At 71.6% G+C, this 13205-nt stretch carries 11 protein-coding genes; 3 read left to right on the plus strand and 8 right to left on the minus strand.

Annotated features, from left to right (window positions below):
• The first annotated feature begins 28 nt into the window (after positions 1 to 28).
• Positions 29 to 904, plus strand: coding sequence for an iron uptake system protein EfeO (gene efeO / locus ROTAS13_RS01095; RefSeq protein ID WP_099781792.1), 876 nt, complete (start codon positions 29 to 31; stop codon positions 902 to 904).
• A gap of 192 nt (positions 905 to 1096) precedes the next feature.
• Here the strand turns inward: efeO and ROTAS13_RS01100 are convergent, their stop codons facing one another.
• Genes ROTAS13_RS01100 through hemE form a run of 4 tightly spaced genes read right to left on the minus strand, consistent with a single transcriptional unit; the run spans position 1097 to position 5921 of the window.
• Positions 1097 to 2089 carry a hydroxyacid dehydrogenase gene (locus ROTAS13_RS01100; protein WP_019461110.1) on the minus strand — a complete coding sequence of 331 codons (993 nt, stop codon included), beginning with the start codon at positions 2087 to 2089 and terminating at the stop codon, positions 1097 to 1099.
• A gap of 7 nt (positions 2090 to 2096) precedes the next feature.
• On the minus strand, positions 2097 to 3131 hold the full coding sequence (locus ROTAS13_RS01105) for a trypsin-like peptidase domain-containing protein (protein ID WP_037250599.1): 1035 nt from the start codon (positions 3129 to 3131) through the stop codon (positions 2097 to 2099).
• A gap of 34 nt (positions 3132 to 3165) precedes the next feature.
• Positions 3166 to 4872, minus strand: coding sequence for a DUF4118 domain-containing protein (locus ROTAS13_RS01110; protein ID WP_075821309.1), 1707 nt, complete (start codon positions 4870 to 4872; stop codon positions 3166 to 3168).
• Positions 4872 to 5921, minus strand: a complete 1050-nt coding sequence (gene hemE, locus ROTAS13_RS01115) for a uroporphyrinogen decarboxylase (RefSeq protein WP_075821310.1) — start codon at positions 5919 to 5921, stop codon at positions 4872 to 4874. Before hemE ends, ROTAS13_RS01110 begins: the two co-directional genes overlap by 1 nt.
• Before the next feature lie 315 nt (positions 5922 to 6236).
• Here hemE and ROTAS13_RS01120 point away from each other — a divergent pair, with 315 nt between their 5' ends.
• Positions 6237 to 7136 (plus strand): pyruvate, water dikinase regulatory protein, encoded by a 900-nt coding sequence (locus ROTAS13_RS01120; protein ID WP_051004831.1) that lies wholly within the window; start codon positions 6237 to 6239, stop codon positions 7134 to 7136.
• A gap of 356 nt (positions 7137 to 7492) precedes the next feature.
• Here ROTAS13_RS01120 and ROTAS13_RS01125 read toward each other — a convergent pair whose 3' ends face one another.
• The 4 genes from ROTAS13_RS01125 to ROTAS13_RS01140 form a co-directional block, all read right to left on the minus strand.
• On the minus strand, positions 7493 to 8647 hold the full coding sequence (locus ROTAS13_RS01125) for a homoserine O-acetyltransferase (RefSeq protein WP_256371379.1): 1155 nt from the start codon (positions 8645 to 8647) through the stop codon (positions 7493 to 7495).
• 448 nt (positions 8648 to 9095) lie between these two features.
• Entirely contained in the window at positions 9096 to 10316 is a 1221-nt protein-coding gene (locus ROTAS13_RS01130) for a YeeE/YedE family protein (protein ID WP_075821311.1), read from the minus strand.
• A 217-nt stretch (positions 10317 to 10533) separates the two neighbouring features.
• Complete coding sequence (locus ROTAS13_RS01135) at positions 10534 to 12198, minus strand: Na/Pi cotransporter family protein (RefSeq protein ID WP_075821312.1); 1665 nt, start codon at positions 12196 to 12198, stop codon at positions 10534 to 10536.
• A gap of 122 nt (positions 12199 to 12320) precedes the next feature.
• Positions 12321 to 12959 carry a nucleoside triphosphate pyrophosphatase gene (locus ROTAS13_RS01140; protein ID WP_075821313.1) on the minus strand — a complete coding sequence of 213 codons (639 nt, stop codon included), beginning with the start codon at positions 12957 to 12959 and terminating at the stop codon, positions 12321 to 12323.
• A 15-nt stretch (positions 12960 to 12974) separates the two neighbouring features.
• Here ROTAS13_RS01140 and ROTAS13_RS25990 point away from each other — a divergent pair.
• Positions 12975 to 13205 (plus strand): hypothetical protein (locus ROTAS13_RS25990; RefSeq protein WP_371329169.1); only part of this gene is annotated, 231 nt, incomplete at its 3' end.

Below are 13205 nucleotides of genomic sequence, written 5' to 3' on the forward strand. Positions count from 1 at the left end.
CCCCCGCTCAACCGAGGAATTCCGGACCATGCCGCCCATCGCCGTTCCCACCCGGCGCCGCCTCCTTGCCAACGCCATGGCGCTGGCCCTGCCCCTGGCCCTGCCCCTGGCGCTGCCGGGCCTGTCGCGCGCCGCCCGGGCAGCCCCGCCGGCCTCGCCGCTCGACCTCGCCGAGCCGATCGCGCAGTACAAGATCTATGTGCTGGGCGAGGTGCGGCAGCTCATCCGCCAGACACGCAGCTTCACCGAGGCGATCAAGGCCGGGGACCTCGCCAAGGCCCGCGCCCTCTATGCGCCGGCCCGCGCGCATTACGAGCGCATCGAGCCGATCGCGGAGCTTTTCGACGACCTCGACAAGAGCATCGATTCCCGTGCCGACGACCATGACGAGGGCGAAAAGGACACGGGCTTCACCGGCTTCCACCGCCTGGAATACGGCCTCTTCGCGAAGAACTCGACCGAGGGGCTGGCGCCCTTCGCCGACAAGCTGCTCGCCGATGTGCAGGAGCTGGAAACCCGCATCCGCGGCCTGACCACCCCGCCCGAGAAAGTGGTGGGCGGCGCCGCTGCGCTGATCGAGGAGGTCGCGGCCACCAAGATTTCCGGCGAGGAGGACCGCTACAGCGGCACGGACCTGTGGGACTTCAACGCCAATGTCGAAGGCGCCCGCAAGATCGTGGAGCTGCTGACGCCGCAGCTGAAGAAGGCCGACCCCGCCCTGCTGTCCAAGGTCGATGCCAACTTCACGCAGGTGGAAGCCATCCTCGCCAAGTACCGCACCAAGGATGGCGGCTTCGAGAACTACGAGAAACTCACCCCCGCCGACCGCAACGCCCTCCAGGCCCCCATCACCACCCTGGCCGAGGACCTGTCCCGCCTTCGCGGCACGCTCGGGCTGGGGTGATCGGAGCTGGGAACCGGGGGGCGCTGCCTCCCGGACCCTTTGCTGAAGGAGGGGGCTTCGACCGCCGTCGTACCATCCGGCGACCGGCTCCTGTTCCCCCTCCTCGCGGAGCGCTCACAGGGTGCCAAGGGACTGATGTCCCTTGGCGGGGTGTCCAGAGGGGCAGAGCCCCTCTGGCCCCGGTCCGATCATTCAGCCCGCGACCGCCAGGGCCGGGCGGCGTTGCAGGGCCTCGGGGTTGACGATGACGTCGGCGGGCAGGCGGTCGTGGAAGCAGTCGAGCACGCTCTGGGCGGCCGAGAGGGCCATGCGGCGGGTGCCTTCGTGGCTGCTGGCGGCGGTGTGGGGCGAGAAGATGCAGTTCGGCGCGTCCAGCAACGGGTTGGTGGCCGAGACGGGCTCGTCGTAGAGCACGTCGATGCCGGCCATGGCGACCTGGCCGCTGCGCAGGGCCTCGGCCAGGGCCGCTTCCTCCACCAGCTTGCCGCGCGCGGCGTTGATGAAGAAGGCGCCGCGCTTCATGGCGCCAAGGAAATCCGCATTCACCAGGCCCCGCGTCTCGGCGGAGGAAGGGCAGTGCAGCGTGACGATATCCGCCACGGCCAGCCCGTCGCGGAGGTCCACCACCGCCTCGTAGCCGGAGCCCCGGATGGTGCCGACGGGGATGAAGGGATCGTAGACCAGCACGTTCAGGCCGAAGGCGGCGCAGAGCCGCGCCACGCGGGTGCCGATGCGGCCGAAGCCCAGGATCAGCACGGTGCGCCCGGCGATGTCATGCGTCGGCAGTTCCGGCACCACGCCCCAGTTCAGGTCGCGCACCCGGGCATCGTACTGCACGGTGCGGCGGGCGCAGGCGAGCATGAGCATCAGCGTATGCTCGGCCACGCTGCCGGCATTGGCCTCCGGCGTGATGGTGACCACCACGCCGCGCTGGGTCATGCCGGGGATGTCGATCAGGTCGTAGCCCACGCCGTGGCGGGCCACGATCCGCAGCCCCGGCGCCTGCGCCGCCATGGCCCCGTCGACCACGTTGGTGCGGACGATGATGCCGTTGGCCCGCGGCAGCGCCGCGTCCATGGCTTCCTTCGTCAGCTTGTGGACGACCTCCACGGTCACGCCCGGCGCCGCTTCCAGCAGCGCGATGGCATCGTCGTGGATGGGACGCATGATCAGCACATGGGGCATCTTGCCTCTAGCCTTTCTCGCAGCGGATGAAGACGGTGGAACGGTTGGCGATCTCGCCCACATCCGCGACGCCGCGGTCGGGGCCACCCTCGCCGCGCAGGGGCTCGATGCCGGAAGCCTGGAGGAAGGCGGCCGCCCGCTCCCCCTTCACGGCGAAGTTGATGTTCTGCGCGATGTCGCCGGTGCGCTTGGCCACGACCTCGGCGTTCAGCTTGGAGACGACGACGCCCAGCAGCTCGCCCCGCATGTCCAGCAGCGGCCCGCCGGAATTGCCCGGCTGCACCGGCGCGCTGATCTGGAACTGGTTCGGGTCGTTGCCCAGGCCGTTCAGCCCGTTGACCTCGCCGCGCGTGAGCTTGGGGTCGGAGGACAGTAGGCCGGTCAGCGGGAAGCCGTAGGCGACGACGCCATCCCCCCGCCGCACCGGCTCGGTGCGGAAGCGTATGGGGGGACCGTCCAGTCCCGGCACGGCGATCAGCGCGAGGTCCAGCTTCGCATCCACCTTGGCTGGCGGCACCGCGGCGAAGTTGCGGCCGTCGGGGGCGCGCACCAGCACGCGGTCGCAGCCGTTGATGACGTGGCGGTTGGTCATCACCCGCTCCCGTGCCACCAGGAAGCCCGTGCCGGAGGAGGCCCGTGCGCCGGGTTTGGGCTGTGCCTCGGGCGGGGTCGGGGCGGCGGGCCTGGCGAGGCCGGACAGGGTGACGGTGCGGTCGCCGGCGCAGATGTCCTGGCCGCGCTGGACCGCTTCCCGGCCATCGGGCGCCACCAGCCGGATGTCGAAGCGGCAGCCCGCAGCGGCGGCAGGGCGCAGCGTATAGGCGGCCTCGGGTGCCAGGGGCCCCTTCAGCAGGTTGCCGCCCCAGTCGGGACGGCCGGAGCGGACGGCGAAGAGCTGCGTGGCCTCCGCGCCGGTGCGGTTGACGATGCGGAAGGGAGAGCCGGCCTCGGCCGGGGCCGCCGGCTGGGACCCCGTCTGGGCATTGGCGGGGGACAGGAGGAGGGCCAGTCCCGCCAGGGAAAGGAGCAGGGTGTTTCGCATGGCGACGAGGATGTCATCCACGCCGCCCGGACGGTCAATCGGCTGTCGTGGCAGAGAAATCCCCATTGGGGGGAGTTTCCCGCAATGCGTCATTCAAGACAATAGAAACAACCCTGAGTAGTTCATCACGGCCGAAAGGCTTCCGGAGGAAGGGGAAGCCCGTGCCCTCCACGTCACGGTCCTGGAGGCCCGACATCAGCAGCACCCGGGCCCCGGGACAGCGGCCGCAGAGATAGCGCCCCAGCTCGGTCCCGCTGACGCCGCCGGGCAGGGCCATATCGGTCAGCAGCAGGTCGGGGAGAAAGGAGCGCAGGGCTTCCAGCGCCCCGGCGCCATCGGCCACGGCCCGTACCCGCCACCCGGCCTCGTGCAGGGTCTCCTCCATCATCCGGCGCAGGTCGGACTGGTCCTCGACCAGCAGGACGGTGCGCCCGCCGCGCATGGGCTGGAGGGATGCGGCAGGCACCTGTTCCCCAGCTGGGGCCGGGCCGGCCTCGCCTGGTCCGGACGGAGGTTCCGCTGTCTCCGTTCCGTCCGCCCACGGCAGGTAGAGGGTCAGGCTGGTGCCGCGCCCGGGCAGGCTTTCGATGGTGATCGACCCGCCCGACTGGCGCACGAAGCCATAGGCCTGCGCCAGCCCGAGGCCGCTGCCGCTTCCGACCGGCCTGGTCGTGAAGAAGGGCTCGAAGGCATGGGCGAGGGTCGTCTCGTCCATGCCATGCCCCGTATCCGTCACCTGCAGCGCCACGTAGTTGCCGGGCTCCAGCCGGAGCTCCCGTGCCTGCGGCGCGGCGAGCGGCAGGTTGGCGGCCCGCAGGCGCAGAGTGCCGCCCTCCGGCATAGCGTCGCGGGCATTGATGGCGAGGTTCAGGATCGCGCTCTCGAACTGCGCCGGGTCGGTCCGCACCATCCAGAGTCCGGGTGCCGCCTCCGCTGTCACGGCGATGGTATCGCCGATGGTGCGGGCGATCAGTTCCCGCAGCGCCGGCAGGACCTGTGCCATGTCGAGGGAACGCGGCTGCAGCACCTGCCGACGCGAGAAGGCCAGGAGCTGCCGCGTCAGATCCGCCCCGCGCTCGGCTGCCCGGCGGGCCAGGCGGGCCATGCCGCGCAGCCGCTCGTCGGGCGTCGCGGCGATGATCCGGTCCGCCTGTCCGATCACCACGGTCAGCAGGTTGTTGAAGTCGTGCGCGATCCCGCCGGTCAGCCGGCCCAGGGACTCCATGTGCCGCGCCTGGGCCAGAGCCTCCTCGGCACGCCGCCTGTCCTGCTGCTCGGCCTCCAGCGCCTGTGTCCGTTCCGCGACGCGGCGCTCCAGTTCCGCCGCCAGTGCCTCGGCCTTCCGCCGCGCCGCCTGCGCGGTCCTCAGGCTCTGGTGCAGCAGCTCGACGAGAATGCTGTTCAGCAGGGAAACAGCGAAGAACAGCACCAGCCCCAGCACGTGCTCGGTGTCCAGGATCCGGAAACTGCCCACCGGGTCCAGCAGGAAGAACCAGGATAGCAGGCAGGACAGCACCGTGGCGGTCAGGCCGGGCCAGAAGCCGCCCATCATGGCGGCGATCAGCACCGCCGGCAGGAAGGTGACGAGCGGATAGCTGCCCGGCGTCATGACGCCGTTCAGCGCCAGCCGCAGCCCCAGCCCGGCCGCGACGAGCAGCAGGCTGGTGCCCCAGACCAGCAGGGGCCGGCCACGCCAGCGCTCCAGCACCCAGCGTTCCAGGACAAGGAGCCGTTCGGGCATCAGACGGCGGCGCGCACCATGCGCACCAGGGCGGCCACGTTCTCCGGCGGCGTCTGCGGCACGATCCCATGTCCGAGGTTGAAGACGTAGGGCCTGTTCCGCATCGCCGCCATCAGGGAGCGCGCCTCCGCCTCCAGCGCCGCCCCGCCCGCGACCAGGGCCTGCGGGTCGAGATTGCCTTGCAGCGCCAGCCCCGGCGGCAGGTTCGCCGCCGCCCAGCGCGGGTCCATGGCCGTGTCCATCCCGACCGCCTGCACCCCGGCCCGCGCGGCGTATTCCACCAGCATCGGCCCGGCCATGCGCGGAAAGCCGATGATCGGGAAGCCGGGCGGAAGCTGCTTGCGCAGGCGCCGCACCAGCTCGCCCGTCGGCTCGATCACCCAGCGGCGGAACTGCGAGGGCGGCAGCAGGCCGGCCCAGCTGTCGAAGAGCATGAGCGCCTCGGCCCCGGCCCGGACCTGGGCCAGCAGGTATTCCGCCGTCGCCTCGGTCAGGGTGCGGATGAGTCGCCCGAACAGCAGCGGATCGCCGAAGGCCATGCGGCGTGCATGGACGAACTCGCCGCCGCCGCGGCCCTCCACCATGTAGCAGGCCACCGTCCAGGGCGCCCCGGCGAAGCCGATCAGGGCGGTGCGCTGGTGCTGCACCGCCAGGGTGGCGCTGAGCAGCGCGACCGTCTCGAAGATGGGCCTCGCCCGCTCCAGGAAGCCTTCCGGCCGCAGCCCGGCGATCGCCTCGGCATCGCGCAGCGGTTCCAGCAGCGGGCCCTCGCCCTCGGCGAAGCGCAGCGGCTGCCCCAGCGCCCAGGGCACCATCAGGATATCGCTGAATAGGATGGCCGCGTCGAAGCCATAGCGCCGGAGCGGCTGGAGGGTCACCTCCGTCGCCAGTTCAGGGTTGGTGCAGAGACTCACGAAGTCCCCGGCCAGGGCCCGGACCTCCCGGTATTCGGGCAGGTAGCGGCCGGCCTGGCGCATCAGCCAGAGCGGGGGCGGCCAGACGGCTTCGCCAGCCAGGGCTCGGAGGAAGGGCTTGTCCGGCATGTCCATGGCTCCTTCTCACTCGAAAATAGGAGTCAGAGAAGAGATGAGGTGGTCTGTAGGGCCTGTGGATAAAGGGGATGCAGGGCGTCCACAGACTCACGGCGGAGTTTTCCACAGCCGCCGAGTCAGCGTGACTCGCCGAGTCAGGGCGAGTCGCTGACTCGGTCCCGGAGTCACACCATGCCTATGACTCATTCGTCCTCCCCGGCATGGAATGTGACTCGCCATCCCCGACTCTCCCAGGGCATGAGTCGGAACGGAAAGTTTTCCACCGGATGCACCATCTTCCCCGCTTCCCTCCACCGCTTCACAGTGGGGTCCATGCCCACCCGCGCCATCAACCTGCACCTGGTTTCCGACAGCACCGGCGAGACGCTGGCCTCCATGGCCCGCGCCACCTTGGCACGCTTCGAGGATCCCCATTGCCTCCAGCACCGCTGGTTCCTGGTCCGGTCCCGCTTCCAGCTCGAACAGGTGCTGGAAGGCATCCAGGCCGAGCCCGGCCCGGTGCTCTTCACCATCGCCGACCGTTCCATCCGGCACAGCCTGGAGGAGTTCTGCGGTCGGCTGGGAGTGCGCAGCCTGTCCGTGCTGGACCAGACGCTGGAGCTCCTGCAGACGGAGATCGGCGAGCACGCGCGGGAGAAGCGGGCCGCCCAGCACGTGCTGGACGCGGATTATTTCCGCCGCATCGACGCGATGCACTACGTGCTGGCGCATGATGACGGGCAGGGCACGGCGGGCATCCACGAGGCCGATGTCTGCCTCGTGGGCGTTTCCCGCTCCTCCAAGACCCCGACCTGTTTCTACCTCGCCAACCGGGGCATCAAGGCCGCCAACGTTCCCATCGTCCCCGGCGCGCCCCTGCCGGAGGAGCTGGGCGACCCGCCCTGCCCGGTGATCGGCCTGACCATAGACGTGCATTCGCTGATCGAGATCCGCCGCCACCGCCTCAAGCTGATCGGCGGCGCCGGGGTGCGGCAGGACAGCACGGACTATGTGGACCAGGAGGCGGTGAAGGCCGAGATCCTGGCGGCGCGCCGCCTCTGCACCTCGCGCGGCTGGCCGGTGATCGATGTCACCCGCCGCTCCATCGAGGAAACCGCCGCCACGGTGATGCAGCTCATGGAAGCCTGGCACACCCGCCGCGCCCGGGCCGCCGCCACGCCCCCCAAGCCGCAGGACCCGGCGGCGGAGGTCATGGGCCGGCCGGGAGGCTGAACCTCGGCCGGTTCGCCATGGGTTCCGGCGTCCTTCGGGGGCAAGGCTCCGCCTCGCCCCCAAACCCCCACTCCGCCAGGACACTGCGTGCCCTGGACCCGTTTTCGTTGGTTCTGTCTGACGCCGGTGTCACCAGCGCGGACACGGTGTCTTTTCCTCTTTTCGGGAGCCCCGCCGATCCACCTGCGCCAACGGATTGGGCGGAAGGCTCACCTTGCCACCCCGGGCCAACCCAAGGCGGGGTCTGGGGGAATACTATTCCCCCAGCGGTAGGGGTTCCGGGGGCAGGCGGAGCCTCCCCCGGGGGTCGCCACGGGTACAACGCCAAAGCCAGCAGGCGATGGCCGCCGGGCGTATCAGACGCCGAGCCGCTCCGCCGCGCCGCGGAGGAAGCCGCGCAGCGTGTGGCGGAACTCGGGCTCGTCCAGCAGGAAGGCGTCGTGGCCCTTGTCGGAGGCGATCTCCAGAAAGGAGACATTGGCCGCCGCCTTGTTCAGCGCCCGCACGATCTCGCGCGCTTCCTCGGTCGGGAAGAGCCAGTCGGAGGTGAAGGAGGTGAGCAGGAAGCGCGTCTGCGTGCCCTGGAAGGCGAGCGACAGGTCCCCGCCATGTTCCGCGGAAAGGTCGAAGTAGTCCATCGCCCGGGTGATGGTCAGGTAGGAATTGGCGTCGAAGCGGCGCACGAAGGTCGAACCCTGGTGTCGCAGGTAGCTTTCCACCTGGAACACGTCCTCCAGAAAGGTCAGCGCCTTGGCGCCCTGGAGGCGGCGGCCGAACTTCCGGGCCAGCGCGGCCTCGGACAGATAGGTGATGTGCGCCACCATGCGCGCCACGCTCAGGCCACGCGCCGGAATCCGGCCATCCTCCCAGTAGCGGCCGCCCTTCCAGTCCGGGTCGGAATGGATGGCGGCGCGGCCCACCTCGTCGAAGGCGATGTTCTGCGCCGAGTGGTGCGCGGCGGTGGCGATGGCCACGCAGGCGAAGACGCGCCCGGGGAAGGTCGCCGCCCATTCCAGCGCCTGCATCCCGCCCATCGAGCCGCCGACCACGGCGAGGAGGCGGGTGATCCCCAGATGCTCGACCAGCCTGGCCTGGGCCCGCACCATGTCGCGGATGGTGACGGCGGGAAAATCCGTGCCCCAGGGCCGGCCCAGCCCACGCCCCTCGGCATCCGTCATCTCCTCGCGCGGGCCGGTGGAGCCCATGCAGCCGCCCAGCACATTGGCGCAGATGACGAAGAAGCGGTCCGTGTCGATCGCGTCGCCCGGCCCGACCACGCCCTTCCACCAGCCGTCGCGGCCGGTCACCGGATGCGGCTCGGCCACGTACTGGTCGCCGGTCAGGGCATGGCAGATCAGGATCGCGTTGGAAGCGTCGGCATTCAGCCGCCCATAGGTGCGATAGGCCACCGCCATGGGCGCGATGGTCATGCCGCAATCCAGCGCCAGCCCGTCCGCGAAGACGGCGCGCTGGTGTTCCACGCTCGGGAGAGGGGCCAGGGTGTCGCTCACGGCCGATGGATTAGACCAGATCGCCGGGCGGCGGAATGGATGCTCTCGCGCATCTCCGTCCCATGCGCCCCGGCGGTTTCCCTTGGCCGTTCCGCTCCAATGGCCGGCCCCGGGGGAGAGGCGCCGCCTCTCGCCCCGGACCCCCTCTCCGCCGGGGACCGAAGCCGGTCCCCGGACCCCGGGCTTGAGTGGGTGCCGGTGGCTGCCGTTGGTTTCCGGCCTGATCCCCGGGAGCAGGTGGAGACGCGGGGCTCCCGGAAGAAGAAAAGACACCTTGTCCGCGCTGGTGGCACGGGCAGTCCGCCGGAGAGCCATGCTCTCCGGCGCGATCCGGTCGGCAGCCAGAGCCAACCCATCGGGTCCAGGGCCCGCAGGGTCCTGGCGGAGTGGGGGTTCGGGGGAAAGGCAGCGCCTTTCCCCCGGGACGCGGGACGGCGGAAGTACCCTCTCAGCAGCCGGCGAGGCGCGGCGTCCGCTCGACCTCCAGGCCGAAAAGCGGTCGTAGCCGGGTGCCGAGGACGTTGCCGGCGAAGGCGGCGACGAGCCAGACCCAGCCATGCAGGCTGCCGGAGGCGATGCCGGAGAAGTAGGCGCCGATGTTGCAGCCATAGGCCAGGCGCGCGCCGTAGCCGAGCAGCAGCCCGCCCACCACCGCCGCCAGGGCGGAGCGCAGCGGCACGCGCCAGGTGGGGGCGAAGCGCCCGGCCAGGGCAGCCGCGAGCAGGGCGCCCAGGATGATGCCGAAGTCCATCACCGAGGTGACCTCGGCCAGCACGCTGCCATGCAACTGCGCCTGGGCCGCGGGCGTGGACCAGAAGGGCCAGGCATCCACGCCGAAGCCCAGGGCGAGCGCCGCCTTGGAGCCCCAGAGCGCGAAGGCGGAGGTGATGCCCCAGGGACGCCCGGCCAGGGCCAGGGTCGCGAAGTTCAGCAGGGCCAGCGCCACCGCCCCGGCCAGCAGCGGCCAGGGACCACAGGTGAAGCGGGCCAGCCCTTGGCGCGGCGCGGCCGGACGGGTGGCCAGGACGCCGTGGCGCCGCCGCTCCAGTACCACCGTCACGGCGGCGATGGCGGCGAAGGCTGCGAGCTGCACCGCCATGGCGGCCCAGGGGCCCCAGAGCTGGACGATGGAGAGGCGCGGCAGGCTGGGCAGCGCCGCCCACCAGTGGAGATGCGCCGCGCCGATGGCGGAGCCGGCGATGAAGGCGGCGAGGGTGATCACCATGCGCATGGAGCCGCCGCCCACGGTGTAGAGCGTGCCGGAGGCGCAGCCGCCGCCCATCTGCATGCCGATGCCGAAGAGGAAGGCGCCCACCACCACCGAGGTCCCGGCCGGGGAGACCAGGCCGGAGACGGGCTGTCCGAACAGGCTGCCGGAGGCCAGGACGGGGAAGAACAGGACCGTTGCCAGGGCCAGCATGACCATCTGGGCGCGCAGCCCTTCGCCACGCCGGTCGGCGATGAAGACCCTCCAGGCGGAGGTGAAGCCGAAGGCGGCATGGTAGAGCACCAGCCCCAGCGCGGCGCCGAGCAGGTAGAGCAGGGCTTGGTGCGGGCTGACGGCCTGTCCGATCAGCAGCGCACCGAGGAGGAGCGCGGCACCGGCCAGCAGGGCTGCCGGGCGCTGGATGCCGAGGCCGGCGGAGGGTGCCAGGGTCGTGGCGGACATCGGGGGGTTCCGCGAAATGGAGGCGTCGAACCGCGCAAGAACGCGGCGTGACGGTATTTTCCACATATAAGCGAATGGAAAGCGTGGTTCCATGGCCCTCCCCTTGCTCGGGGGGCATGAGAGGCGCGCGGCCGACGGGCAGGCTGCCGGGGAGGGACCGCACCGGCCTCCCCGGACCCGCGATCCGCCCACCCGGGGGACGGGCCGCGAGGCGCTGCTACTCCCCTGCCGTCACAGATGGGGCGCGGAGGCGGGTGGAACGCAACTCGCCCTGACGCTCCAGCAGGGGATAGGCGATGCCGGCCAGGTGCGCGCCGATCCGCTTCAGGTCGCGCGTCACGTCCAGCACCAGGCTGGCCGCGACGGAACCGGCGGGGCTGGCCTCCACCAGATGGTCGGTGGCCTCCCGTTCCGCCGAACGCCAGGCCTCCTTCTCGCGCACCAGCTGCCGGGCCGCCTCCGCATCCTCGTGCAGGAAGACGGCGACGGCGAGGCGGAGCTGCGCCAGCAGGCGGCCGGTCTGCGCCTCCAGCACCCGGAGATCCTCCGGCGAGAGCGGGATGCCCCGGCGGGCACGACGGGCGGCGTGCTTGGACAGGTTGCGGGAGACGGCATCGCCCGCATGTTCCAGCGCGATGGCGAAGGCGCGGATCTCGGCGAGGCGCCGGGCTTCCGCCTCCGGCAGGTCCTCCTGCGGCAGCCGGGCGAGATAGGCGTGGACGGCGCCGTGCAGCCGGTCCAGCACATCGTCCAGCCGCCCCACCGCCCGGGCCTCGTCCCGGTCGGCGCGGCGCAGCGCCTCCCCGGCATCGCGCAGCATGGTCTCCAGCGTATCGGCCATGCGCAGCACCTCCCGCGCCGCATTGGCGAGCGCGACCGGCGGCGTGGCGAGCGCCCCTTCGTCGAGGTAGCGCGGCGCGCCGGGATTGCGCTCCGGCGGCAGGTCCGGAAGCATCCGGCGCAGCAGCCTCGACAGCGGGTCCAGCAGCGGCAGGAACAGTGCCGCCATCACGAGGTTGAAGCCGAGATGCGCGTCCGCCACCAGCCGGCCCGGCGCGGCGGAAAGCAGGGCCGTGACCTGCGGCAGCAGCGCCAGCACCAGCACCGCCCCGGCGAGGCGGTTCAACAGGTTGCCCACCGGCAGGCGCAGGCCGGCCGGGTCCGTGCCGCCGCCGCGGGCGCCATGGCGGGCGGCGAGGAGCGGCGGCACGGACCCGCCCAGGTTGGCGCCGGCCACCATGGCCACCGCCGCTTCCGCGCCGATGACGCCGGTGGAGGCCAGCGAGCCCACCAGCAGCACGGCGGCCAGCGAGGAATGCGTCGCCCAGGCCAGAAGCGCGGCCAGCAGGGCGGCGGCGGGCGGCGAACCCTCCAGCAGGTGGAGGAGCTGGCGCAGCCCCTCGGAATGTTCCACCGGCTGCATGGAGGAAAGCAGCAGGAACAGGGCGCAGAGCATCAGGCCGAGCCCGATGGCGGCCCGGCCGAGATCGCGGGTGCGCGCCTTCTTCCCGCGCTTGAACGCCATCCACCCGAGCAGGATGACCAGCGGGAAGACGGGACGGAGGTCGAAGGACAGGACCTGCGCGATCAGCGCCGTGCCGACATTGGCCCCCAGCATCGCGCCCAGGGCGGGCACCAGCCCCAGCGCCCCGGCGGCGTGCAGCCCGCCCACCATCAGCCCGGCGGCGGTGGAGGATTGCAGCGCGGTGGTGGCCAGCAGCCCGGCGGCGAAGGCCCGCCAGCGGTCCCTCAGGGCGCGGCCCAGTCCCTCGCGGAGCTGGGCGCCATAGGCGCGATCGACCCCCCGCTGCACGAGGCTCAGCCCGTAGAGAAGCAGGGCCGCCTCGCCGGCGAGCTGGATCAGCAGGCTCAGTCCATACAATCCCTGTCTTTCACCTCCATGTCCTCCGGGGCCGGGAGAGGTGGTGTCTCACGGCACAAGATGACAGAACGATGACAGGCGGGGCGGGGGTTTCCAACCCGGGCCGGCGAACCGGCTCCGGCTCAGCGCCCCAGGACGCCGTGCTGGCGCAGGAAGTCGAGCAGGGGGAGCAGAGGCAGGCCGAGGATGGCGCTGTGCTCGCCCTCCACCTTGCGGAAGAGCTGGATGCCCGGCCCTTCAAGCCGGTAGGCGCCGACCGAGGCCATGGCCTGGGCTCCTTCCTCCGCCACATAGGCATCGAGGAAGGCATCCGAGAAATCCCGCATGGTCAGGCGCGAGACCGCGAGGTGCTGCCAGACCCGCACCCCGTTGCGCCAGCACAGCACCGCCGTGTGCAGCCGGTGCTCGCGGTTCCGCAGCGCCTCCAGATGGGTGCGGACCTCGCCCGGGTCGCGCGGCTTGTCGAACCAGCGCTCCCCGTCCTCCATCCGGCAGGTGAGGAGCTGGTCGCCGCCGATCACCAGGACGTCCGGCGCGCCTTGCCGCGCCAGCCTCTCGGCGACGCGGCGGGCCTTGGCCTCGGCCAGCATCATCGCCGCCTCGCCGGGCGGAATGCCCTCGGCCTGGCAGCTGAGCTTGATGCTTTCCTCGTCCACGGCGGCGGCCACCGCCTCGAAGCGCAGCCCGGCCGCCCGGAGGAGGGCGGTGCGGGAGGCCGAGGCGCTGGCCAGGACGACGGCGGGGTTCTCGGACTGGATCAAAGGCGTGCCGTGGGGTTGACGCTGGGAGGGATAGGCGATGGCGAGGGCGGCGTCACCTCCGGCGGCGAAGACGGAGCGATCTCGGGCGCGCTGTCCGGCGTGATCTCCGGCACGCCCGGCCCCGGGGTGGAGGGCACCTGCGGCGTCGGGGCGGGCGGCGCCGAGGGTGGCGTGGCGGGGGGCTGCGGCACCTCCGGCGTGGCCTGTCTCTTGATCACATCTACGCACAGCTCCACCGTAAGGCGA

Source organism: Roseomonas sp. TAS13 (genome assembly GCF_001950415.1).
GTDB lineage: Bacteria > Pseudomonadota > Alphaproteobacteria > Acetobacterales > Acetobacteraceae > Roseomonas > Roseomonas mucosa.

Bases quoted from the DNA above. Each gene is read 5' to 3' on its own strand.
- hemE (WP_075821310.1), bottom strand. From the start codon at position 5,921: ATGGACATGCCGGACAAGCCCTTCCTCCGAGCCCTGGCTGGCGAAGCC.
- ROTAS13_RS01100 (WP_019461110.1), bottom strand. From the start codon at position 2,089: ATGCCCCATGTGCTGATCATGCGTCCCATCCACGACGATGCCATCGCG.
- ROTAS13_RS01130 (WP_075821311.1), bottom strand. From the start codon at position 10,316: ATGTCCGCCACGACCCTGGCACCCTCCGCCGGCCTCGGCATCCAGCGC.
- ROTAS13_RS01120 (WP_051004831.1), top strand. From the start codon at position 6,237: ATGCCCACCCGCGCCATCAACCTGCACCTGGTTTCCGACAGCACCGGC.
- ROTAS13_RS01110 (WP_075821309.1), bottom strand. From the start codon at position 4,872: ATGCCCGAACGGCTCCTTGTCCTGGAACGCTGGGTGCTGGAGCGCTGG.
- efeO (WP_099781792.1), top strand. From the start codon at position 29: ATGCCGCCCATCGCCGTTCCCACCCGGCGCCGCCTCCTTGCCAACGCC.
- ROTAS13_RS01105 (WP_037250599.1), bottom strand. From the start codon at position 3,131: ATGCGAAACACCCTGCTCCTTTCCCTGGCGGGACTGGCCCTCCTCCTG.